The organism is Dyadobacter sp. UC 10 (assembly GCF_008369915.1).
Taxonomy (GTDB): domain Bacteria; phylum Bacteroidota; class Bacteroidia; order Cytophagales; family Spirosomataceae; genus Dyadobacter.
The window spans coordinates 3,827,173-3,851,303 of sequence record NZ_VSRN01000001.1; the positions used below are offsets into that span (position 1 = coordinate 3,827,173).

Genomic DNA, 24,131 nt, shown 5'->3' on the forward strand with positions numbered 1-24,131 from the left:
GGGAATCAGTTGATTAATTTGTATGTTGACAAAAATAAGGGAAAAACTTTACCGGTACGAAAAGGCAAATTTTATTAAGTTGCCGGCATGTAGTTTTTGGAAAGTCAAAAAAGTCCTTCAACAGAATAAGTTTTCATGCCACTCATCAAAGTAGCTTCCGGAACAGTCAATCAAACGCCCATGGCGTGGGAGTCCAATACACGCAACATTATTCAGGCTATCCGCGAAGCCAGAAAACAGCAGGTCAGTCTGCTTTGTTTGCCCGAACTGTGTATCACCGGCTACAATTGCGACGACTATTTTTTTGCCCCCGATCTGCTGGTACAGGCTGAAAAATGCCTGCTTGAAATCGTTCAGGAAACTTCCGGGATGATCTTGGCGGTAGGGCTTCCGGTGCGTCATAATAATAGCATTTATAATGCAGCCTGTTTGATTTCCAATAAACAGATCGCCGGTTTTTATTGTAAACAAAACCTTGCAAATAACGGCATTCACTACGAAGCCAGGTGGTTTCGCCCGTGGCAGCCCGGCCAGGTTGAAAGTATTGAGGTGAACCAGATGTTTTACCCGATCGGCGATGTGATCTTTGACCTTGCCACCGGCCCGATCCAGGGCGGCTCGAATGGGGTGAAAATTGCATTTGAGATTTGTGAAGATGGCTGGGTGTCCAACCGCCCGGCGCGCCGGCATTATGAGCGCGGGGTTGATATTATACTGAACCCCAGCGCAAGCCATTTTGCATTCAACAAATTTTTAACGCGTGAAAAACTGGTCGTAGACGCTTCCAGATCCTTTTCATGTAGTTATATCTATACTAATTTGCTGGGTAACGAGGCGGGCCGCGCTATTTACGATGGTGATGCGATGATCGCTTCGAACGGAGAGCTGCTGGCGTCAAGTCAGCGTTTCAGTTATGAAGATTTCCTGATCACTACTGCAGTGATTGACACCGATATTACCCGGCTAAGCCAGGTTCAAAGCAAAATAGCAACTGCAATAAAAGATAAGACCTGGCGGGTCCCGGCCCGGTACGACTTTCCGGATATTGAACCCGTATTGCCGCAAGTTCCTGAAATTGAGCCGTTTGAAAAAGGTGGCGCGTTGAAGGAAGAAGAGTTTGCCCGGGCGGTTTGTCTGGCATTGTTTGATTACCTGAGAAAAAGCCGCTCCAGCGGATTCACGATCTCGCTTTCAGGAGGTGCGGATTCTTGCGCTTGTACTGCACTTTGCGGGTTGATGATCCGGCTGGCCGATGAAAGTATTGGTATGGATCGGTTGAAGGAAAAGCTGTCTTACATTAAAAAGATACAGTCGGCCGAAACAGAAGAAGATTTGGCGAAGGCATTGATTCATAACATTTACCAGGGAACAGAAAACAGCTCGGCTGATACCCTGGAATCGGCCCAAACACTCGCGGAATCCATTGGTTCCACATTTTATAATATCAATATCAATGGCCTGGTTGAAACCTATAAAGGACTGATAGAGGGGCAAATAGACAGGGAGCTGACCTGGGAGCAGGATGATATTGCGCTGCAAAATATACAGGCGAGGGTGCGCGCCCCTGGTGTATGGTTACTGACTAATTTGTCCAATCACCTGTTACTTTCTACATCCAACCGCTCGGAAGCTGCGGTTGGTTATGCGACGATGGATGGGGATACCGCGGGCAGTATCAGTCCGCTGGCTGGTATCGACAAATTTTATCTGCGTCAATGGTTAAGATGGCTGGAAACAGTGGGTTGCGAAGTGAAGGGAAAGCATATCCGCATTGAGGGACTTAGAAAAGTGAACAGCCTGCAACCTACCGCGGAACTCCGGCCGCTGGCCCAAACCCAGACAGACGAGGCGGATCTGATGCCTTATGAATTTTTAAATGAGCTGGAAAGACTTGCGATCCGGGATAAAAAGTCGCCTCTGGAATCTTACAGAAACCTGCATGTTCGCTATAAAGGTTTGTATGGGGATGAACAAATACTGGCCTGGACTGAAAGATTTTTCAGGTTATGGAGCCGCAACCAGTGGAAACGTGAACGGTATGCGCCTTCTTTCCATCTCGATGATCTTAATCTGGATCCAAGGTCATGGTGCCGTTTCCCGATTCTTTCAGGCGGTTTTGAACGTGAGTTGGAAGAATTAAGAGCTTATTTCGAGGGAAGTCCGGTGCAGAATGGACGAAAGAGGATCGGATTTTAATTGCAAAAACGGATACCCGCCTGGAAGCCCAGCCAGTGGTAAACCTGCTGGCCTGACCCGGGGTCTGCTCCCAGCCAGATCGGCTGCAACCCCTTTCGGTCGGTTATTTTCAGAATATCCTGATCTGTCGAAAGTAGGAGGCTGACGGACGGGCCTGCGAATAATGCAAATTTGTTTCCAAGCTTCTTTTCTATCGATATTGAAAACCTGAACAGGCCTGCATTGATCTCTTCTATTTTCTGATCTTTAAAAAATACGACACTTGCTGTCAGATCTGCATTTGCCGCCCAGCCTTTTCCCAACGGTTGAGCTGTCCCGAAACCGTAACCCAGGCTTCCCAGCGGCTTGTTAGGGGCCATTCCATTAAAGCTCAACGTGAAAATGTTATAAAATCGGCTCATGCCTGTTTTGAATGCAGTATTGAAATAGCTGAACTCATCAGTTCCAAATTCATACCTCCGGTAGCCGTTCCGGCGCACGTAACTGAATAACCCGAAAGGTACTGTTGCAGAAGAATCGGCATAGTTGACTGTCCCGATCTGATGACCGGAGCGAACCGTGTTGGCATAATTGTAGCCCAGCGAAAATTGGTATCCTTTTAAAGTCCCGACTACGACATTACCGACGCCCGCCAACTGAAAGCCTGAAAAGTTGCCACCTGTGTAATTGATCACATTGTTACCCTGGAACCCTTCGAAATTTCCCAGAGTCAGGTTGAGGAAATTCGAATATTGAAAACCACTCACATTTTTTCCGACAATATTACTTATTCCGGCCAGCTGAAACCCCTTTACGTTTCCCCGGACGACGTTGACGAAAGTACCAATCTCGAATTTGTCGACTCCTAATGAGTAGCCCGCGAGAAAATTAATGGAATAGTCGTTGATAATATTTCCGCTTAGCCCATGATTAGTCCCAAGAAAAGGTAAAACCGACGCCTGAAAAGGTCGGTAGAGTGTATCGGTAATATTTCGGGTATGGACGGCCTGCTTTGCGGAGGCGAATGCGCTGACAAAGCTGTTCTGGACTTTTTGGTATGTTTTAACAAACCGTTCATATTCTCTTCCGATTACATGGTTGTCGGAATCGCGGATCGGCAAAGTATCTGAAATGGCCTCTTTTGAGTACGCTACCTGCGTTTTTGGGATCTCTATCCGATGATAGAGAGAATCTTCCGGAACACTGGTGAATGTTTGAGATATGGGCGAAATCGGGCGGAGCGTATCCGGGTTCAGGTTAATCTGCAAATAAGTATCCTGCTTGCTGGTAATGGAAATGCTTTTACCCACATATTCTTCCTTTCGAACTTCCAGGCGGATTGTCCCGGTTGAGGCCGGAAGCCGGATTTTATAATAACCATATTGATTACTCACCGCTGAGGCCAGTGTTGCGGACTCATAGATACTTGCATTGGCCAGCTTATTGCCAGTCCGATTGTCGATAATGTAACCGTTCAGATTGAATTCTTCCGGTTCCTCAGTCTTTTCCGGTTCTTCTTTTTTTTGAAGAATGATATATTTCCGGCGCTCTTTGAAGGTTACCTTATTTTTAAAAAGCGCGTTTAAAATGTCTCTCACGCGCTCATCCGAAGCATTTATGGAAACCCGTGCCTTGATATCGATCATATCCGGACTGTAAGAAAAACTAAAATTTCCCAGCTCCCCGATCTGCTGCAACGTTTCGTCGAGCGGCTGGTTGTTGACCCGGATGGAAATGCGTTTGTCCAGGATATCCTCCGCAGGTGCGGCACTGATGAATGCTAGCGCGACCAGCAGAAACAGTAGTTGGGTGATGCGGATCCTGGTTATCGGCCGAGGGCTATAAATCTTACTGACAACCATCTCCGTCGAGCCAATATACTTTACCTTCTTTTCTCAGATCCAGGTTGAGGGTTTCCGCAATAACGGCCAGCGTCGCGTCAAGCGGCTCTTTTTCAAACCTAATGGTCAGTCTGCATTGGGCTATTTGCTCGTTGGTCAGCCGCACATCAACATGGTAACCGTCGCGAATCGTAGATATTACTTCATTCAGCTCAGTAGCCGTGAAATCGAAGACTTGCGTGCGGTAACCCATTACGTTCATATTTGCTTTCAAGCTTTTAATGGTGTCCGAAGAAATTTCGGCGCTCTGACCTTTCATCAGTTCCACCTTTTTCGAAGCTTTGCTTACCTGCACTTTTCCCGTCGCCACATCCACGCGAACCGGCGCTTTCTCATACGCTTTTACATTGAATGAAGTGCCCAAAACCCGAATTTCGGTGCCGTTTGCATCGATCACAAAAGGGTGTTCTTTGTCGGGCGTCACATCAAAAAATGCCTCCCCCATTAAGGAAACGGTTCTGAGATCTCCGTTAAAATTTTCCGGATAAGTGATCGCCGAATTATAGTTCAGGAAAACCTTTGTCCCGTCAGGTAAAAGCTGTTCTTTGGTATTGTTGGTCGTCGCGACTGTCAGCGAATTGGATTGTTCTTGTTGCATGAAAAACCATCCAAATGCCATTACCAGCAAGGCTACAACCGCTGCTGCCCAGATCGTTACGGGGAGTTTTTTCTTAACTGGTCTTTGGTCAAAATCAATCCGGCGAGGCTCGGAAGACAGGAGCGGAACAGCTGCGGGGCCCTGATCCATTTTCTTCTTAACCTTATTCCAGGCCTGGTCAGTATTGACTTCCACTTTTCTCGGAATTGATGCGGTATGCATCCAGATAAAGCGGTAGGTGGCTAGTTCCTGTTCATTTTCAAGGGAAACAGCCCGCCAATTGTCGACAATATTTTTCTCTTCCTCGGTTGCGGTTTCTGCCAGGTAACGTGCCAGCAGTTCTTCCGATATGTGTTCGTGAAACTGGCTCATGACAAAGACGCGATTAATTGTTCAACAAATAAGTAGACAGGCCAGAGCATGGAAGGCAGATAATCAGCCAGCTCGACACGCAGGATTTTGAGCGCCTTGCCGATCTGGTTTTCAACGGTTTTGATGGAGATCCCCAGCTGATCCGCTATTTCCTGGTACTTCAATTCTTCAAAGCGGCTCATCCTGAATGCTTTCTGACACTGTTCGGGCAATATGCTCACCGCCTTCTCGATCCGCTCTTCCAGTTCATTCGCATGGATAACCTCCGTGACCGATTCATACGATTCACTCGAGAAATGCAGCGTATGTTCCCGGTGCACTTCACGCACGGAAGCATGTTTGAAACGGTTAAGACAGTGATTATGAACGGCGCGGTACAAATAAGACTTCAAAGAAAGCGTAATTTCCAGATCCTGTCTTTTCTCCCAGATCGTTAGAAAAACGGTTTGCACAACCTCTTCGGCTTCTTCAGCATCTTTCAGCATCGAGGCGGCATAGTTGCAAAGTCGCGGGTAATATTGACGAAAAGTCGTTTCAAACGCCTGTTCGTCGCCCCGCCTGATCGCAGCAACTATATCTGGGTCGGAAGGTTGCACGGATTTCTGTTTTTGATTTTCGGTCAAAAATAGAAAATCTCTTTCGATTAGCGGCTGATGATATGTCTGAGCGGTCGCGGTCAAGTTTAAATCCCTTTTTTTTATGACAATCTTGCTTGCTTTTACCCCCATTTGAGGAAAAAATATTTCTGGCATAGGGGGACTCGGGGGGGGAGTTGTCTTGGTAAAAAAGGGGCATTTAATAGTTCCTAGCGTTTATTACACATCCATACTTATTATTTATTAGCCATGAAAAAAGTTATTTCCTCAGTTCTGTTCTCGTTTGTATGTCTGCAATCGTGTGTTTACGTTGAATCCGACGATCATATTCCACCGCGCGGAACGCATACGGAAACCTACGATCTCCAAAATTTCGATGAGCTGGAAATGGGCGACGCATTTCAAGTAAGGGTTGTTTCCGGGGCTAAATTCTCTGTTTCCGCCACGGGAGAGCTGAATGATCTCGACGATCTGGACGTTTTTGTTCACGAAGGAAAGCTGGTTGCGCGCTACGATGACTGGCGCAATAACCGTAAACGCATGGATATTGACATCGTGATGCCCGATGTAGAGGAAGTGAATTTCTCGGGTGCAGTAAATGCCAAGCTGCTTGGTTTCGAAAACCTTCCTTCGATCCACGTTGAACTCTCCGGGGCGTCGCGTTGTGAATTTGACGGATCAGCCAGAGAAATGGATTTCGACCTGACGGGTGCGTCGCGACTCAAACTCTCGGGAAATGCTAAGTTTCTGGACGGCGAATTGTCGGGAGCCTCACAGTTAATTGCATTTGACCTGCCGGTTGAAGAGTCAGATATCAACCTTTCCGGCGCGAGCCAGGCGCAGGTTAGCGTTTCGAAATTGCTGAAAGTGGATGCAAACGGCGCGAGTGCTGTGCGTTACCGGGGTAATCCGGCCATCGACAAAAAACTGTCAGGCGGCAGCACGTTAAGAGCCGACTGATCTATTTGATCATCCCGTATTTAGCCCTGGCCTGGCTCTTCGACATGCCGTCAAAATGCCACCATTCGGTTGTATTCACACGGAATCCGGCCTGAACCATTACTTTCCTGAGTAGCTGACGATTTTCAATTTGTTTGGTCGTCAGCTTTCCTTTTTTCAGCATTTCCTGTTCCGATCTGGGGTACGCCAGCGGGCCGAAAAAATCGAATTTCGTTCCCATATCCAGCGGTTTCCCGTTTTCATCAGCCACTGTCAGGTCAATCGCGCAGCCGAAATTGTGATTGGAGCCTATTTTCGGATCGGCGACGTACATGGTTTTTTTGCCTGCCGGGATTTTCAGATCGTCCAGCGCGTCCCAGAGTGCATATTGCGCGGAGTTAGGTCGGGCGGCGTCGTAAACCAGCAGCTTGTAGCCGGGCTTCTCCTTCGCGAGCATGGCATTTGCTTTTGCCAGCCGTTTCGCCATTTCGGGTTGCAGATAGGCGCGGTCCAGGTCGCCGTAAATGTCTTTCTTTAGAAAATTATCAGTCGTAGAATATTTCAGCTCCACCAATATGCCCGGGTCTACCTGTCGGATATTGACGAGTCCCTGCGCGATCATACTTTGTTCCACTTTGGGAAGTTCCTGTTTCTGAGCGAAAAGGCTGGTTTGCAGCAACAGCAATACCAGCGTTTTATTGATTTTACCAGACATAAAAAAATGAATACCCTTGCGAAAACTGCAAAGATATTCATTTGAACCAACCGGGGTAGCCCGGGAGAAGATTAGTATCTGTTGATATTGATGCTGGTCAAGCCGCCTTCGAAATCGATGATGATCTTTTTCTCTGAGCCTTCGTAGCCTTGAGAGCGGTATAATCCGCTACCCACTTTATCCAGTCCCTCGATATTTTTGGCATTCAAAGCCCCGTCGATCCGCAACTCACAGCCGACAGATCTGGGAATATCAATCGTTACCGAAGCCACACCTGCCTCAATGTCGATCTGGGAAGAAGCTAGTTTATCACCCATTTTGATATCCATATCTGCGACGCCGGTACTCACTTTCAGCTTCTCAACCTTATAATTGCTGAAATCAAAATTCCCTTTTCCGGCGCCTATTCCCAGGTCAATGTTCCAGATTGGTTTTTCATTCAACTGTATATTTGCCTGGTTGGAAATCTCTCCATTTTTGATCTTGACATTTCCTTCTTCCATTTTGAGATTTACAGTTGCAGATTTATCAAGCCTGTTGACAGAAGTATTTGATAGAAACCCAACAATTGTGCTTTTAGTATTTGCTTCAAAAAGCTTGGCCGTATTTCCTTCCAGCCTGAACGAACCTGCGCCACCTTCGAGGTTGAAATTCCCTTTTTGAATAAAATCCTCCATTTCGTACTTATAGGTGCCATTGATTTGCCGGTTATCGCCCGATCTGTGCCCGCGCTGGTAATCTCTGTCTTTTTCCTCATCGGAATCGTGACCGTTGTCGTCGTGGTAGCCCAGATCCTGGTCGTGGTCATCGTCACGATCGTAATCGTCCCAGCCAAAATTCCAGTTGTTCCGGTTATCAAAGGCACGGTGCGTTTTGTTGACAATGCCGCCAAAAACTGCCAGGGTAATAAGCAAAGCAACTAAACCTCCGACGGCCGAGCCACGTTCACGTCCTCCGACCAGTAACAGTGCACCTGCAAAAATCAGCAATGCAGGCCAGTAGGGAAGTACCTCATCCCAGTTAATATTGAGAAGATTGAGGTTTCGGAGCAGCCAGATCATCCCGAAAATGATCAGCACGCCACCCCACACAATGCCTCTGTTGGTTTTCATAGATTAGATGTTTGATCTGTTGGAAGTATCAGTATGCAGAAAATTGCGAAGCAGCAGCAAACCGCCGGTCGTAATCAGGATGATTGGCCAGAAGAAGCGGCCAAAATCGAATGCGGTTAATTCTTCAATAAGGAACAGCGAGCCTGTAATAATCAGGATAACGCCCCAGAAAATGTTTCGAAAGTTCATGGCTATTTTAGATTAAAGTGTTGACTTACTGGTATTTATATTGAGGTTACTAATTTACTTTGATCACCGGATTGTCATCTTCGTCATCTGATTTCGGGCTTTCAGGATCTTCCGGAAAGTGCGTTTCAGGGGTAGCTGCTACCGGAGTGAACGGAGTGTAAGGCTGCGGGTCCGGTTCGGGTGTCACCGGTGTAATCGGATCTGCCGGAGGCGGTGTGGTCGGGTATACAGTCGTATTGTTTTCCTGGTCCTTATCGCGCTGACGCAGGATCAGAAATGCACCGATTGCTATAAATATGATCGGCCAGAAATAACGCTTAAATTCGTACCAGATCGGGAAATCGTCAAGTAACATCACCGCGCCGAAAACGACGAGTACACCACCCAGGATCATCACTGTCTGATCAGACCTTTTCTTGTCGAAAAATGGTTCCGACGGCTTGGATGGGTCGCCGGTCACCGGATAAACATCCACCGCAGGTCCGGTTGGGAGCACTGCCCAGAGAATGATATATAGAATACCTGTCCATCCGAAGCTTGGGGGAATGGGTAATAGCAGCATCACGACGAATAGCACGCGGACTATAACAACATCTATTTGAAGATATTGGGCGATTCCGGAAGCTACTCCACCAAAAACTGCCTGTTCTGGTATTCGATGCAATTTCTTTTCCATGATTAGTTTAGCGTTTATTTGTATTCAAAGGTAGTAGGTAATACAAGATACTGTAAACCGGAAAATTATTATCGGTAAAACGGCGTGTTAAGCGGATATTTTCAGTGAAAGCTAAAAATCTGAACCAGAAGTAAGCTTATTGTTCCTCTAATGCTTCCAGAATGTCCATCATGCTGCCGAAATCCTTGTAGCCTGGCCGGATCTCTTCGCTGCCGCGCAACGCAATGCCGACGTTTTCGGGAAGGTTATGCAATGCCAGGTCGCTGTTCAGGCCGAACCCGATGAGGAGCGGATGTTCCGTAGCCAGGTTGCTTAGCGTTTCGAGCCAGTTTGGTGATAATTCGGCATTCTGGTCACTTTCCAGGAGGAAATTCGAGGCTGCGTCTCCGTACCGGTCGAGTAGCGACTGAATTTCGTCAGCCTCGTACAAATCCACGCTGATGCGCAGGATCAGGGGTAATGTCAGTTCGCTTTTCAGATAACCAAGCAATGCAGGTTGCTCGACTTGAACCGCATGAACAGGGTAATTTTGAAGTTTTGCTAAAATAGATTCTGCGCTCGAATCGGCGGTTTCTGCAACTAAAGTAACACCAGCCAGCCAGGAACATATATCCTCGAATTTCTTTGGTGAAATGTAGTTCGGAGAATCCTCGTCAATGGAAAAACCCAGCATTTCCACACCCATTCCCGCACAATAGCGTGCGTCGGATAAGTTGGTAACATTGCTGATTTTGACTGTTCTGGTTAGCATTGGCGATTTTGAAAACGATGTTTATAATATTGAATCGATCTTGCCCGAATAAAGTTGGTCTACCGGAAAAATCAGGTCCCAGTCCTTACCCCAGACTACATTCCCGCGCTCAATCTTAAATTTCCTGAACTGCGAAGGTTGACGGTATTTATCGTACTGAGGATGCGTATTCTTTATCAGGAAATCCTCAAAGTCGACAATTTGTTCTGTCTCGTCGGAAAATTTTACAAGAATTTTGTAGTCTGATAAATAGTTAGCGTCGGTCACTTTTAATGTTAGCGTCATAGTCGCTTCGTGATTTTGGTACTTTTAATTTTCTTTTTGAGAACAAAAAAGTCAGTCCATTTATTAACAATATCACTTGCGTACATTTCTACAATCCGATTTGCATCACGCAGTTGTTGAGCTGGCAGAGATGTTTTTCCGACTGATTTACGAACTGCTATTTTACTAATATGTCCATCCTCAAAGAAAATCTCGAAAATACTTTCAAACTCACCGTAAGAGACATGGACATGGATTGGTAAGTGCTCATTGGAATAAAAATAGAATATAATCCCAAAGTATTCGATGACTTTCGGCATAGCGTGCATAGTGGTGTATGTTTCAAAATTACCAAAAAAGATCCGGAACTGGACAAAAAATAAGCACCGCGCTTTGCCGGAACTGGCTGCGCGGTGCTTGTAACATTACTTTTGAAATATACCTTATTTCGCTGAAAAGCGGTATTTCGTTGTCGTTTCGTAAGTATCTCCCGGATTCAAAACAGTCGATGGGAACTGTGGCTGATTCGGTGAATCCGGATAATGCTCGGTTTCGAGGCAAAGCCCGAAACGCTTTGAAAAAGTGGCGTTTTTGCCTTTCAGACTACCGTCCAGAAAATTACCAGTATAGAATTGAACAGCGGGCTCGGTCGTGAAAACTTCCATAAACCTGCCGCTTTCAGGATCTTTCACAGTCGCGAAAAGCATCAGGCCCGGTTCGGTCCTTTTGATAACCCAGCAGTGATCATAACCGCCGCCGTTCTTGATCTGCTCGTCGTCAATCTTATTAATACCCGCATTGATTTTGGTAGGTTTTCTGAAATCAAATGGCGTTCCCTCCACAGCTCTCAGTTTGCCGGTAGGAATAAGCGTCGCATCAACCGGCACAATGCTGTCGGATAAAATTGAAACTTCATGATCCAGAATATCTCTTTTCAAACCCGTCAGGTTGAAGTAGGAGTGATTTGTGAGATTCACCACTGTGGCTTTGTCCGTTGTCGCATTGTAGTTGATAGTCAATGCATTGTCGTTATCAAGCGTGTAGATTACTTTCACGGTTAATGTTCCCGGGTAGCCTTCCTCCATGTCTTTGCTGACATATTCCAGTTGCAATCCTACTACCGAATCTTCCTTGATTTCGGTTGCCTTCCAGATCACTTTATCAAACCCTTTGATACCGCCGTGCAATGCATTGGGGCCATTATTGATCGGCAGTGAATATTCCTGTCCGTTCAGCTTGAACTTACCTTTCGCGATCCGGTTACCGTAGCGACCTACCAGTGCACCGAAAAACGGGTGACCATTTACATAAGGCTGCAACGAGTCAAAGCCCAGAACCACGTCAGTCCATTCTCCCTTTTTATCAGGCGCAGTAAGTTTGGTGATGATGCCGCCGTAATTGGTAATGTTGACGGTCATTCCGTTACCATTGGTGAGGGTGTACAGGTCTGCTTTCTGGCCGTCGGGAAGTTCGCCGAATGTTTCTTTGGAAATTGTGCTGATCATTTTTTCTTCATTCTTTGTTTGAGAGCATCCGAAAAGCGTGAGACCGATCAGAGCCGTGAGTAAAAGTGGTATCTTTTTCATATTCAAAGGTTAAGCGTTTGCAGCCGGAAATTCAGTTATTTTATTTAAACGATTTCGCCGGTACCATCAGTGATTTTCACGCGGTAGCAGGGAAGATCTATATTGTATTGTTTTTGATAGGCAACTTTCATTTCTTCTTCAAAGGCATCGACGGTTGTTTTCTTTACCAGATTGATGGTACATCCGCCAAAACCGCCTCCCATCATCCGCGCACCGATCACATCAGGATTATTTCTGGTCTGCAAAACCAGAAAGTCCAGCTCGGGACAGCTCACCTCATATTCATGTTGCAGGCCATCGTGGGTTTCGTACATTTTGCTGCCAAAAGCAGGTAAATTACCTTCCACGAGCAACTCGCAGGCGTCGAGCACACGCTGAATTTCCTCGGTTATAAATTTGCAGCGGCGGTAAACCACGTCGCCCAATTCGTCGCGATGTGCTTCCACCAACTCAGGCGAAGCGTCGCGCAGACTCTGAATAGCAGGATCATATTTTTTTAATATCTCAACTCCCTTTTCACATTCCAGCCGGCGGGTATTGTATTCCGAGCTGGCCAGTGAATGCTTCACGCTTGTGTCGCAAAGCACGATCATATATTCGTCCATTGGAAATGGAAAATATTCCAGGTCCAGCGTGCGGCAATCGAGGCGCATTACCGATTCGCTCACGCCAAAAGCAGAAGCAAACTGGTCCATAATGCCGCATTGTACGCCTACATATTCATTTTCAGCCTTTTGCGACATTTTAACAATATCCAACCGGCCAAGTCCGAGTCCGAAAATTTCGTCCAACGCATACAATAGGCAGCATTCCAGCGCAGCGGAAGAAGATAGTCCGGCGCCAACCGGCACATTTCCACCAAAAGCAGCCTGAAACCCGGAAATCTCCAAGCCACGTTTCTGGATCTGCTCCACAATCCCGATCTGGTAATGTGGCCAGGATTTAGCGGGTTTGGTGAGATCGTCCAGCGAAAAGGAATAGGTTTCATCCAGGTCAGCAGCATACAGCTTCACCAGATTATCCTCCCTGGGTGAGATCACAAAATAGACTGCCTTATCAACACTCGCGGGCAGCACAAAACCATTGTTATAATCAGTATGTTCGCCGATCAGGTTAATGCGCCCGGGAGAGCGGAATACCTGGATCGCGTGGTCGTCTCCAAATTGCTGGAAATACTTGTCTTTGATCGATGCTACTAAATCTAAATCCGGGGTTGTCATTTTCATTTTTATAAATACATCAATAACCTTTCAAGAGGTTGACTTCATTCGCCGGGCTGCTGTGATTTTCAACAGCCAGAATATTATTAAGGAACAAATCTACTTTGCCCATATGCTCGTTTCTGTGACCGCCGCCGGTATGCTGGGTCAATATCACATTGTCCAGTTTCCATAGTGGACTGTCTGCCGGGAGCGGTTCTGTTTCGGTCACGTCCAGTACTGCACCGTCCAGCTTTCCCGAATTCAAAACTTCCAGAAGCGCATTTTCATCCGTAGTACTTCCTCTTCCTACACTTGCGTACACACTGCCTTTTTTCATTTTGGTAAAAAACTCTGCATTCGCAAAATGGGTAGCGGTGCCTGGTAAGGTGTTGATAACCAGATCTGCGTGCGGCAATGCTTCCAGTAATTCTTCGCGGCTGTGCAAATCTGCGTCGGGCGAAGTACGCGCCATCATGTGCGTGGCACAGCCTAGTCCTTTCAAAATCGCATTCACCGCCTGGCCGATCGTTCCGGCGCCGAGCACGATCGTATTTTGCATATATAACAGTTTCAGGTCTGTCCGCAGTTTGCTACCCACCCATTCCGATTTTTGCTTCAATAAAGTAAGTGTATCCAGGCCGCGGTAAAGCGCAAGTACGCCTCCCACGATGGTTTCGGCGCAGGGACGCGCGAACCAGTCGCCCATATTGGCCACTTTTACGTTGTCACGCAAAGGAATCGATGCATACTGATCGAAACCGGCGGAGTCGAGCTGCCAGAATTTCAGATTTTCCGGTGCATTACTGAACCAGCCTCCGGGTGGATTGCCGAGAATATAGTCGGCCTGTGCAAAGTTGGCGCGTGCTTCTTCTTCGCTTGTGTCTTCTGTACGGTAATTGATAACGTGCTGCGACAAAGTTTCAGCAAGTTTGTCCCTTAATGCATTGTCCAGTAAGGAGTGGCAATAAATGATCATTGTCTTTTTGGAAGTTTGAAAAAGCAAGGTAAAATGATTTCCCGGGATTTTTTAAGTTAAATGCGTGCCAGAATTTTCCGGCCTCTGGAAATGAATGCCGGGCCTTCGTAATCCATCCGCTCCTCAATGGTATATCTGAGCTCATTTTTGATTTCCGGATAAATCAGCGAAAGATTATACAGGATAGTCAACGAAAACGCACGGATCGCAATGGCAGTTTGTTTGTCGAGAACATATTTAAAAGCAATATCGATCAGCTCGCCGTGGTACTCTTCCGGAATCGGAACATCTTCCAGGATGCGCGCACTATTGCGAAGTATGGCGTCGTGCACGTCGCTGCGGGCCAGCTGTTTTACCAATGTGCCAATGTAGGGTTCGATCAGCCAGGGACATTGCCTCGCAGCAATGCTAAGGCTATGCGCCGCACGCTGGGTTAGACGCTGATCGTCTGAAATAAAGCAGTTGAAAAGTTCATCAAATGCTTCTTCGGAAGTGCACGCGTGATCGGCAATCAGCGTCGCCTTTCTTTTCGACAGTTTTTCGTCAGCCAGCAGCTCGGTTTTGATATTCATTTCCATTAGAAAAAAACAAATGCTCCGGTCGGTAAAGCGGAGCATTTGAACAGAAAAAGAATGAATTTACTTGTTATCTCCTACCATATCCTCGGGCTTCACCCAGGCATCGAATTCCTCCGGGGTGAGGTAACCAAGTGAAACAGCCGTTTCTTTCAGGGTAGAGCCGTTTTTGTGAGCAGTTTGTGCGATTTCGGCAGCTTTGTAGTAACCAATTTTAGTATTCAATGCAGTCACCAGCATGAGCGAATTATTCACATGCTTTTTGATATTTTCATGCAGCGGCTCGATGCCCACTGCGCAGTTATCATTAAATGAAACACAAACATCGCCGATCAATCTTGCCGAATGCAGGAAGTTGTACGCCATCAAAGGTTTGAAAACATTCAGTTCAAAATGACCATTTGAGCCGCCGATACCAATCGCTACGTCATTTCCCATTACCTGGGCTGCCACCATCGTCATAGCCTCGCACTGTGTCGGATTCACTTTTCCCGGCATGATCGAGCTGCCGGGTTCGTTGTCAGGGATATGGATTTCACCAATTCCGGACCGGGGGCCGGAGGAAAGCATGCGGATATCGTTCCCGATCTTCATCAGGCTTACTGCCACCGTTTTCAATGCACCGTGCGCTTCCACGATCGCATCGTGTGCGGCGAGTGCTTCAAATTTATTTTCGGCTGTCACGAAAGGCAGGCCGGTTAATGTAGCAATATGTCGGGCTACGTCTTCCGAATATCCCTCGGGCGTATTGATACCGGTACCAACCGCTGTTCCGCCCAGCGCAAGTTCAGAAAGGTGCGCAAGCGTATTATAGATCGCGCGCAGGCCATGGTCCAGCTGGGAAGCATATCCTGAAAACTCCTGGCCGAGGGTAAGCGGGGTCGCATCCATAAAGTGGGTACGGCCGATTTTGACCACATTCCTGAAAGCTTCCGATTTCGCTTTCAAAGTATCGCGCAGCTTGATAATGCCCGGAATCGTCACGTCAACCAGTATTTTGTACGCCGCAATGTGCATGGCGGTCGGGTAGGTGTCATTGGACGATTGCGACTTGTTTACATCATCATTAGGGTGTAAAAATTTAGATTTATCAGCCAGGTCGCCGCCCTGCAATACATGACCACGGTAGGCGATGACTTCATTACAGTTCATGTTAGACTGGGTACCTGAGCCTGTTTGCCATACCACTAGCGGAAACTGGTCGTCGAGTTGCTCTGTCAGGATCTCGTCACAAACCTGTCCGATCAGGTCACTTTTTTCTTTTGGAAGAATGCCGGCTTCGTAATTGGTGATCGCCGCGGCTTTTTTCAGGTAAGCAAATGCTTTGATAATTTCTTTCGGCATTTTATTGATATCCTGCGCGATCGGGAAGTTCTGGATAGAGCGTTGCGTTTGGGCACCCCAATATACATGGGCAGGTACCTGCACTTCGCCCATCGTATCTTTTTCTATACGGTATTCCATTTTATTTTTAGAAGTAGTAAAAAATGAATTGTCGATTGAAAGGTAAAGTTAGGTTCGGCAGGTTAGTTTTTAGTGTTTTTTAAAGATAAATGTTCACCACCTTGAAAAGAATGTTTAGATTGGAATGCTTTAAAAATCAAGATTAGAACTCAATGGTGCCCAAAATCAGCATTTATCCCGACTACAATTCCATGAGCCTTGCGGCTGCCGACCGTGTGATCACGCTTCTTGCAAAAAAACCGAACGCGGTAATTTGTCTACCTTCCGGAAGTACGCCGCTGGGTATGTTCCGGGCGCTGGCGGCTGCGAATCAGAAAGGAACGGTCGACTTTTCGCAATGCATTTATATTGGTCTGGACGAATGGATCGGGCTTGGCGCCGATGATGACGGTAGCTGCCGCGACCTGCTCGACAGGGATTTTTTAAAGCCGATCGGCTTTCGTGAAAATCAAATCGTTTTTTTCGACGGAAAGGCAATCGATCCCGAAGCAGAATGCGTGCGGGTTAATAAAATCGTTGAAACCCTGGGCGGCCTGGACCTGATCGTGCTTGGAATCGGTATGAACGGGCATCTGGCTTTGAATGAGCCTGGTACACCCTGGGACACCTACGCCCACATTTCGGAGCTCGACCCGCTGACTGCGGAAGTAGGGCAGAAATATTTCAAAAAAGCCACGCCGCTTACAAAAGGGATTACGGTCGGTGTCAGGCACATTCTGGAATCAAAAACGGCCATATTGATCGGCTCCGGAGCTGCCAAAGCACCGGTAATCGCCCGCGCACTTGCATTCCCGGTAACAACCGCATTTCCTGCTACGGTATTACAAAATCACTTCAATGCGGAGTTCATATTGGATGAAGAGGCTGGGAGTGAGATTGAAAAGCGATGATAATGGGCTGCCAAGAATCACTTTTGAAGCCCATTATTTTCAGCTGAAAAAGATAAAATATCCGCCGCTAAATTGAATATTCCTCCATTTCACTTAAATCAGCCCGGTTTCTCCGACGCCTGGATTTTCAATTTAAATTTGGGCTGTTCTTTGTGAACGCCCGTCAATCGGGGTAGCGGTTTTGCTTTTGGAACCCTCATCCAATACCAGCAAACTAAAAAGGAACCGTGTGCAAATCACGGGCAGTCGTGCTACTGTAAATATCAGCTCCGGGTTTTTCCGAAACAGGTTTTTGCCCAGGTGTCCCATTGTTGTAAATGAGAAAGCTTAACAGCCAGAACATTTCGACGAGAAGGGCGGCGAAAATTGATATAAGCCAGGAGACTTGCCGCTACTCTCAATGGCTATTCTCTCACGATCGGAGGCTGGTCAGGCATTGATTTACCATGCATATTATCGAAAATGATCCGGCGCAATCGCTGTCAGCCAGTCCGGGTTTACCTTCGCCTATGTTACGTACTGATCTCAGGAGCAGGATGGGGGGTGTTTTCAAAGGGTTTTTACTAACTCTTTAACACTAGTATTATGTTGTCACACAATCTGGGCTACCCGCGCATCGGGAGCCGCCGCGAGCTGAAAAGAGCCAGCGAAAAGTTCTGGTCAGGCAAAATTGACCGGGAAGAGCTGCAGAAAGTAGCCCGCAAAATCCGCCACGAAAACTGGGAGACTCAAAGAGCAGCCGGAATCGGGCTGATCCCTTCCAATGATTTCTCCCTCTACGATCAGGTACTCGACATGTCGCTCACAGTGGGCGCAATTCCGGAACGATATCACCAGTTAATAGATGGAAAATCCAACAAGGAACTTGATCTCTATTACGCAATGGCGCGTGGCTACCAGCGTGGCGGACTGGATCTGAATGCGATGGAAATGACAAAATGGTTTGATACCAATTATCACTATCTGGTTCCTGAATTTGTTAAAAATCAGCAGTTTAGGATATATTCGGAAAAGGTATTCCTGGAATTTGAAGATGCATTGCAAAAAGGCATTTTAACCAAGCCTGTGCTGCTCGGGCCGGTTACTTATCTTTTGCTGGGAAAAGAAAAAGAGGAAGGTTTTGAAAAAATTGATCTACTGGAAAACCTGCTGCCGGTATACACATCTATATTAAAAGAACTATACTCCCGCGGCGCACAATGGGTACAGCTAGACGAACCTGCATTGGTACTGGATTTGACCGAGAAGCAAAAACATGCATATGAAATTGCTTATGCGACGATCAGGAAGTCGGTGCCGAAATTGAAGATCCTCGTCGCGACTTATTTCGGCGCACTGGAAGATAACCTGCCTACCGCTGCCAAGCTGCCCGTCGATGCGCTGCATATTGACCTGACCAGGGGCGAAAGCTCGCTTTCTGCATTGTTGAAGCATGAAGACTTTGCCCATTCAACCCGCCAACTTTCGCTGGGCGTAGTCGATGGACGGAATATCTGGAAAAACAACTATCGTAAATCGCTGGACTTCATTTCCCAGGCCATCCATGTACTTGGAGAAGATCGGCTGATGATCGCGCCATCATCATCTTTACTGCATAGTCCCTGTGACCTTGACTTCGAACAGGACGAAATTATATTGACGCCGGAGATTAAAAACTGGATGTCATTTGCCAAACAAAAACTGGCAGAAGTGGTGGAAATATGCCGATTAGCGGGTACTGACTTGCTTTTGGACGATGCTTTTATCGAAAACCAGAATGCAATAGAAAGCAGGAGGGAGTCGCCGCTCATTCACAAGCCGCACGTGAAGACCCGGCTGACAGCAGTGAAGGAAGCTGATCTCAACAGGCAAAATAACTTCGAAATAAGACAGCAGATCCAGTTAGAAAAACTGAAACTCCCATTGTTCCCTTCCACTACAATCGGATCATTTCCTCAAACCGACGAAGTCCGCCTGCTTCGTGCCAACCTGAAAAAGAACGAATTAACATTGGAACAATACGAAGTCCGCATTCGGGAGGAAATCGTGAGCTCACTGCGCTGGCAGGAAGAATTGGGCATTGATGTGCTTGTTCACGGAGAATTTGAACGGAATGATATGGTCGAGTATTTCGGCGAGCGCCTTTCCGGGTTCGCTTTTACCCAAAATGGCTGGGTACAGAGTTACGGAAGCCGCTGCGTGAAGCCGCCGGTGATTTATGGTGATGTGGAAAGACCGGAGCCGATGACCGTGAAGTGGTCGGCATTTGCGCAGGCGAATTCTCAAAAACTGGTAAAAGGAATGCTGACTGGCCCGGTTACCATTTTGCAGTGGTCTTTCGTACGCGACGATCAGCCGAGGAAAGATACTGCATTCCAGATCGGACTGGCGATCCGTGACGAAGTGGTTGATCTTGAAAAAGCGGGTATCAGGGTAATACAGATCGACGAGCCGGCGATCCGTGAGGGGCTGCCTTTGCGAAAAACAAATTGGTCTGCTTACCTGAAATGGGCGGTAGATGCATTCAGGCTGAGTGCGGCCGGCGTGGCCGATCAGACTCAGATCCACACGCATATGTGTTATTCGGAGTTTAATGATATTATCGATTCTATTGCGGCCATGGATGCGGATGTGATTACGATTGAAACTTCCCGCTCGCAAATGGAGCTGCTGGATGCCTTTGCCAGCTTCAGTTACCCTAACGAAATCGGGCCTGGCGTGTATGACATCCACTCCCCCCGCGTCCCGACCGTCGATGAAATGGTATTACTGCTTGAAAAAGCATTAAAAGTGATACCGGCACGCAATCTGTGGGTAAATCCGGACTGCGGCCTCAAAACCAGAAAGTGGCCCGAAACGGAAGCCGCTTTGCGAAACATGATATCAGCGGCTAACTTGCTGCGGGAAGGCGTCAAGTAGTTGGAAATTGTTCAGAGTGGTTCGGAATAGTTTGGGATTGTTCGGGGTAATTGGAAATTGTTCAGAGTGGTTCGGAATAGTTTGGGACTGTTCGGGGTAAATGGAAATCGTTCAGAGTGGTTCGGAATTGTTCAGGATTGTTCGGGGTAATTGGAAATCGTTCAGAGTGGTTCGGGATATTACGAGGCTGTTTAAGATATCAATATTAATACACGTCCAAACCGCCTCGAACCACCGAGACACATCAAACAACTCCGAACAATCTCGAACCAAACTACCGAACAACTTCAAACCACCTCAAACCACCCCAAACTATTCCGAACAACACTGAACCAAGTTAAGCCACCCCGTACACCCCAAATAACCACCAACACCTTGAACTTAGAAGAAAAAATTACTGCTTCGGAAACGCGCGTTTTTAAGACGGTTTTTCCAAATAATACCAATCACTACGATACCCTTTTCGGAGGTACTGCTTTGTCGATGATGGACGAAGTGGCATTTATTGCGGCCACCCGTTTTTCCAGGCTCAGATGTGTGACTGTCTCTTCTGACCGCATTGATTTCACGCACCCTATTCCTGCCGGGACGATCATCGAGCTGGTCGGAAGGGTGGAAACCGTAGGTAATACCAGCATGAAGGTACGCGTCGATATTTTTGTAGAGAAAATGTACGAAGAGGGCCGGGAGAAAGCAGTTACGGGCATTTTTACGTTTGTAGCGCTGGACGAGGATCACAAGCCAGTGAAAATTTTAAGCTAACTTTTTACTAATTAATCACGTTCTTTGGTGTGTTATAATGGACACATGCAGAAGCAGCAGGAGTATATTTCTCAACTTGACGGGTTACGGGCATTTGCGGTTGCCCTCGTGGTTTTGTTTCACTGGTTCCCAGAAGGCGAGGGAATTAACGTTATCGCAAATGGCCCGGTTGGCGTTACTTTGTTCTTTGTTCTGAGCGGTTTTCTGATCACCCGCATTCTTCTTGCTAACCGGAACCATCTTGCTGAGCACGGACTTGGGGCTACTTACAAAACCTTCATGTTTCGCAGGATCCTGCGCATTTTTCCGCTCTATTATCTGACGCTGCTCGTTATCTGGTGCATTCAGTATATTGATTTTATACCGCAGGTTCCCAGTCGGTTATACGATTATCCGCTGTACTATGTGCTATATATTTCCAATTTTCTGATCGAAAAATTGCACGACTGGTCGGATGTTCTTTCCCCTTTCTGGTCACTGGCCGTGGAAGAACAATTTTATATAATCTGGCCTTTTGTGGTACTTACAGTCCCGCAAAGGTTTTTAAAAGGTACATTAATAGGTACCGTAGTTCTTGGTATTGCTTCGAGAGGGGTTCTCGCAACACTGGGGTATAGCGACGGCGTTTTGATGCCAACCTGCCTGGATGCTTTCGGGCTTGGCGGGATCTGGGCTTATGTCAGTTATTATGATAAATCCGTCGAGAAATTCCTGAAAATCCTGAATGTACTCGCGATCTTAGGTTTAGCTGTTTTTGTGTATATATGTTTGAATAACACAGATTCGTGGCTGAAAACGTTGTTTTTCAGAACATCTATGTCATTATTTTGCCTTTATCTGGTTGCCCGCGCCAGCTATAAGAAAGGGTTTCCTTCAGTGATCGGCAGCATACTGGACAATGGATTTATGCGTCATATCGGGCGGATCAGCTATGGTCTGTATGTTTACCATATGCTGGTACCCACGCTTGTAGTACCCTTTATCATTAAGTTTCTGCACCGCTTTCTGCACATTACCCTCACATTTTCCGAGAACTCCCTGAAAATGGTAAGCCTCGTTGTCCTGGTTTTGCTGGCGACGGTTTCTTGGTATTTATTTGAAAATCCGTTTATCAGGCTGAAACGCTATTTTCAGCTGAGCCGCGTGAAACGAACGCCAAGTATCAGCCCCATTTCAAAATAACGGTTTCCAAAAGAAGGCTCCCTGATTCTTCCGTTAGCTAGTCCAAATCTACCGACCGGTAGTTTGACTTAAAGCGCTTTTTTTACTCCGATTACTTTCGAGGGTACTTTCTTGTCAGCAAGTCTCGAATGAATCAGCCAAGGCACGTTTTTCTTGCAGTAACCTGTTATTTTATCCAGTTGGGTTTGACCGAAAATCTCCCGTCAGTTCAGTGTCAGCTATGCCCGCACATACCTCTGTCCACCCAAGATATAATGCTTTCCGGGTTCTTAGCAAAACCGCTGAATCCTGGCGGGCAAGTGTCTCTGGCATCATTAATCTTGCCAAGGCCGCCCGGACGAACTGGTGTTTCTGAGCCAGGCATATTTTTTTCGCCGATTTCCTTTTGAAAGCAGTGTTCTACTAACTTCAATTTATTTTAAACCGGTTTTAATGTCCTCTAAATGAAGATTCTAGGTGTTTCAGCCTTTTACCACGATGCTGCGGCTGCGTTGATTGATGACGGGGAAATAGTGGCTGCTGCTCAGGAGGAGCGGTTTACCCGGAAAAAGCATGACCCTTCGTTCCCGTCTCGGGCAATTAGTTTCTGCCTGGAGTATGGGGGGGTGAGTATAAATGAATTGGATGCAGTAGTTTTCTACGACAAGCCGCTTCTCAAATTTGAGCGGCTTTTGGAGACTTATTATGCATTTGCACCGAAAGGTTTAAGATCGTTCCTCACAGCAATGCCGGTTTGGCTGAAAGAGAAAATGTTTCTCAAACGCCTGATCCGTCAGGAACTAGGCAAGCTGGGCTATGATAAAAAAAAGAAGATTAAGCTTCTTTTTCCAGAGCACCATTTGTCACACGCTGCCAGTGCTTTTTATCCCTCTCCATTTCAAAAGGCAGCAATATTGACGATCGACGGAGTTGGGGAGTGGGCTACTGCCTCTATCTGTCTGGGAGAAGGCAGGAATATCACAATTCTGAAAGAGCTGAAATTTCCACATTCGCTCGGGTTACTATATTCTGCGTTTACCTATTTTTTGGGCTTCAGAGTGAATTCGGGTGAATATAAATTAATGGGACTGGCGCCTTATGGAAACGCCTGTTCGCCGGATATCAAGCGGTACGAACAACTTATTCTGGATGAGCTGATTAATCTGAAAAAAGATGGCTCTATTTGGTTAAATCAAGATTATTTCGACTATGCTGCCGGTCTTAAAATGGTCAATGAGGCCAAGTGGGAGCTCATTTTCGGGATCAAAAAGCGTGAGCCGGAGGATGCTCTGGAGCAAGCGCATTGTGATCTTGGGCTTGCTATACAAAATGTTACAGAGAAGATTGTGATTCTGATGGCACGGGAAGCACGGAGGCTAACTGGGGCGGATTATCTATGTCTCGCCGGTGGCGTAGCGTTGAATTGTGTCGCAAATGGGAAACTGCAGAAGTCCGGGATATTCAAAGACATCTTTATACAACCCGCCGCAGGTGATGCGGGAGGCGCATTAGGGGCTGCACAAGCTGCTTATCATATCTATTTTGAGCAGGAAAGAAAGGTTTCGCGTAGCGGCGATGCGCTCAAAGGCTCCTACCTGGGGCCGACGTTTTCTGATCTGGATGTAGTCCTTGCTACGAAGAAGTACAAGGCAGGGTATACCTGTTTCGAAGATTTTGACACGCTCACAAGGCGGGTGGCGGAGCTGCTGGCGGCGGGAAATGTAGTGGGCTGGGTGCAGGGCAGGATGGAGTTTGGGCCTCGGGCGCTCGGAGCGAGAAGTATCCTTGGAGATCCGAGGAATGCGGCAATGCAGAAAAAACTCAATCTTAAGATCAAATACAGGGAGTCGTTTAGGCCTTTTGCGCCTTCTGTACTCGCTGATGAATGCGCCGATTTCTTCGATTTTGAAGGGATATCTCCCTACATGCTCCTGGTTCACCCCATTGCGGAACGGCTGCGCAAGGCAGTCCCGGCAGATTACCAATCTCTTGGGCTTCGGGAAAAGCTATATTTCGAAAGATCCGAACTTCCATCAGTAACGCATATTGACTATTCGGCGCGCATACAAACTGTGCACAAAAGTACCAATCCGCGCTACTATGACCTGATCCGTGCATTTAAAGAGCTGACAGGATGCCCCGTGCTGGTCAATACCAGTTTCAATGTGCGGGGCGAGCCGATTGTTTGTACGCCTGAGGATGCCTACCGGTGTTTCATGCGAACCGGAATGGATTATCTGGTTGTGGGTAATTTTCTGTTTGATAAAAAATTGCAGCCGGATTGGATTGAAAAAGATAATTGGAAGGAGGAATTTGTACTTGATTAAAA

The 24,131-nt window shown here is 47.0% G+C and carries 22 protein-coding genes and 1 riboswitch; of the genes, 7 read left to right on the forward strand and 15 right to left on the reverse strand.

Annotated elements, in window-relative coordinates:
- Positions 1 to 135: 135 nt before the first annotated feature.
- The gene (gene nadE / locus FXO21_RS15910) at positions 136 to 2,196 is read left to right on the forward strand and encodes an NAD(+) synthase (protein ID WP_149641000.1); all 2,061 of its coding nucleotides are present in this window, start codon (positions 136 to 138) and stop codon (positions 2,194 to 2,196) included.
- On the opposite strand, the gene FXO21_RS15915 is transcribed toward nadE, so the two are convergent.
- The 3 genes from FXO21_RS15915 to FXO21_RS15925 are packed head-to-tail and all read right to left on the reverse strand — an operon-like array spanning position 2,193 to position 5,669.
- Positions 2,193 to 4,037, reverse strand: a complete 1,845-nt coding sequence (locus FXO21_RS15915) for a carboxypeptidase-like regulatory domain-containing protein (protein WP_149641001.1) — start codon at positions 4,035 to 4,037, stop codon at positions 2,193 to 2,195. The genes nadE and FXO21_RS15915 overlap by 4 nt on opposite strands.
- Positions 4,024 to 5,046, reverse strand: a complete 1,023-nt coding sequence (locus FXO21_RS15920; protein WP_149641002.1) for a FecR family protein — start codon at positions 5,044 to 5,046, stop codon at positions 4,024 to 4,026. The genes FXO21_RS15915 and FXO21_RS15920 overlap by 14 nt, the downstream gene beginning before the upstream one ends.
- The gene (locus FXO21_RS15925; protein ID WP_149643513.1) at positions 5,043 to 5,669 is read right to left on the reverse strand and encodes an RNA polymerase sigma-70 factor; all 627 of its coding nucleotides are present in this window, start codon (positions 5,667 to 5,669) and stop codon (positions 5,043 to 5,045) included. The genes FXO21_RS15920 and FXO21_RS15925 overlap by 4 nt, the downstream gene beginning before the upstream one ends.
- A 222-nt stretch (positions 5,670 to 5,891) precedes the next feature.
- On the opposite strand from FXO21_RS15925, the gene FXO21_RS15930 reads away from it, so the two are divergent.
- Positions 5,892 to 6,602: a head GIN domain-containing protein gene (locus FXO21_RS15930; RefSeq protein ID WP_149641003.1), complete on the forward strand. Its 711-nt coding sequence runs from the start codon at positions 5,892 to 5,894 to the stop codon at positions 6,600 to 6,602.
- 1 nt (position 6,603) lies between these two features.
- Here FXO21_RS15930 and FXO21_RS15935 read toward each other — a convergent pair whose 3' ends face one another.
- The 12 genes from FXO21_RS15935 to fumC all read right to left on the reverse strand — a co-directional run bounded on the left by FXO21_RS15935 (position 6,604) and on the right by fumC (position 16,091).
- On the reverse strand, positions 6,604 to 7,296 hold the full coding sequence (locus FXO21_RS15935) for a M15 family metallopeptidase (protein WP_149641004.1): 693 nt from the start codon (positions 7,294 to 7,296) through the stop codon (positions 6,604 to 6,606).
- A 71-nt stretch (positions 7,297 to 7,367) separates the two neighbouring features.
- The gene (locus FXO21_RS15940) at positions 7,368 to 8,408 is read right to left on the reverse strand and encodes a LiaF transmembrane domain-containing protein (protein WP_149641005.1); all 1,041 of its coding nucleotides are present in this window, start codon (positions 8,406 to 8,408) and stop codon (positions 7,368 to 7,370) included.
- Between the two features lie 3 nt (positions 8,409 to 8,411).
- Complete coding sequence (locus FXO21_RS15945; RefSeq protein ID WP_149641006.1) at positions 8,412 to 8,597, reverse strand: LiaI-LiaF-like domain-containing protein; 186 nt, start codon at positions 8,595 to 8,597, stop codon at positions 8,412 to 8,414.
- Between the two features lie 49 nt (positions 8,598 to 8,646).
- Positions 8,647 to 9,273: a PspC domain-containing protein gene (locus tag FXO21_RS15950; RefSeq protein WP_149641007.1), complete on the reverse strand. Its 627-nt coding sequence runs from the start codon at positions 9,271 to 9,273 to the stop codon at positions 8,647 to 8,649.
- A 136-nt stretch (positions 9,274 to 9,409) separates the two neighbouring features.
- On the reverse strand, positions 9,410 to 10,024 hold the full coding sequence (locus FXO21_RS15955; protein ID WP_149641008.1) for a hypothetical protein: 615 nt from the start codon (positions 10,022 to 10,024) through the stop codon (positions 9,410 to 9,412).
- 21 nt (positions 10,025 to 10,045) lie between these two features.
- Positions 10,046 to 10,309 carry a DUF2442 domain-containing protein gene (locus FXO21_RS15960; RefSeq protein ID WP_149641009.1) on the reverse strand — a complete coding sequence of 88 codons (264 nt, stop codon included), beginning with the start codon at positions 10,307 to 10,309 and terminating at the stop codon, positions 10,046 to 10,048.
- Positions 10,306 to 10,608 (reverse strand): DUF4160 domain-containing protein, encoded by a 303-nt coding sequence (locus FXO21_RS15965; RefSeq protein WP_225865709.1) that lies wholly within the window; start codon positions 10,606 to 10,608, stop codon positions 10,306 to 10,308. Before FXO21_RS15965 ends, FXO21_RS15960 begins: the two co-directional genes overlap by 4 nt.
- Before the next feature lie 123 nt (positions 10,609 to 10,731).
- Positions 10,732 to 11,874: an aldose epimerase family protein gene (locus tag FXO21_RS15970; protein ID WP_149641011.1), complete on the reverse strand. Its 1,143-nt coding sequence runs from the start codon at positions 11,872 to 11,874 to the stop codon at positions 10,732 to 10,734.
- 44 nt (positions 11,875 to 11,918) lie between these two features.
- Entirely contained in the window at positions 11,919 to 13,100 is a 1,182-nt protein-coding gene (gene galK, locus FXO21_RS15975) for a galactokinase (RefSeq protein WP_310586910.1), read from the reverse strand.
- A 13-nt stretch (positions 13,101 to 13,113) separates the two neighbouring features.
- Positions 13,114 to 14,052, reverse strand: coding sequence for a D-2-hydroxyacid dehydrogenase (locus FXO21_RS15980; RefSeq protein ID WP_149641012.1), 939 nt, complete (start codon positions 14,050 to 14,052; stop codon positions 13,114 to 13,116).
- A 56-nt stretch (positions 14,053 to 14,108) separates the two neighbouring features.
- Entirely contained in the window at positions 14,109 to 14,624 is a 516-nt protein-coding gene (locus tag FXO21_RS15985) for a hypothetical protein (RefSeq protein ID WP_149641013.1), read from the reverse strand.
- Positions 14,625 to 14,690: 66 nt separating this feature from the next.
- On the reverse strand, positions 14,691 to 16,091 hold the full coding sequence (fumC, locus tag FXO21_RS15990) for a class II fumarate hydratase (protein WP_149641014.1): 1,401 nt from the start codon (positions 16,089 to 16,091) through the stop codon (positions 14,691 to 14,693).
- Positions 16,092 to 16,243: 152 nt separating this feature from the next.
- On the opposite strand from fumC, the gene FXO21_RS15995 reads away from it, so the two are divergent.
- The 5 genes from FXO21_RS15995 (at position 16,244) to FXO21_RS16015 (ending at position 24,129) form a co-directional block, all read left to right on the forward strand.
- Positions 16,244 to 16,981, forward strand: a complete 738-nt coding sequence (locus FXO21_RS15995) for a glucosamine-6-phosphate deaminase (RefSeq protein ID WP_149641015.1) — start codon at positions 16,244 to 16,246, stop codon at positions 16,979 to 16,981.
- Positions 16,982 to 17,140: 159 nt separating this feature from the next.
- Positions 17,141 to 17,388: riboswitch (cobalamin riboswitch) on the forward strand.
- A 178-nt stretch (positions 17,389 to 17,566) separates the two neighbouring features.
- A complete protein-coding gene (metE, locus tag FXO21_RS16000; protein WP_149641016.1) occupies positions 17,567 to 19,879 on the forward strand; it encodes a 5-methyltetrahydropteroyltriglutamate--homocysteine S-methyltransferase in 2,313 nt (770 codons plus the stop codon).
- A gap of 375 nt (positions 19,880 to 20,254) precedes the next feature.
- Positions 20,255 to 20,641 (forward strand): acyl-CoA thioesterase, encoded by a 387-nt coding sequence (locus FXO21_RS16005; protein WP_149641017.1) that lies wholly within the window; start codon positions 20,255 to 20,257, stop codon positions 20,639 to 20,641.
- Positions 20,642 to 20,686: 45 nt separating this feature from the next.
- Positions 20,687 to 21,823, forward strand: a complete 1,137-nt coding sequence (locus FXO21_RS16010; protein WP_149641018.1) for an acyltransferase family protein — start codon at positions 20,687 to 20,689, stop codon at positions 21,821 to 21,823.
- Positions 21,824 to 22,266: 443 nt separating this feature from the next.
- Complete coding sequence (locus FXO21_RS16015; protein WP_149641019.1) at positions 22,267 to 24,129, forward strand: carbamoyltransferase family protein; 1,863 nt, start codon at positions 22,267 to 22,269, stop codon at positions 24,127 to 24,129.
- Positions 24,130 to 24,131: the final 2 nt, after the last annotated feature.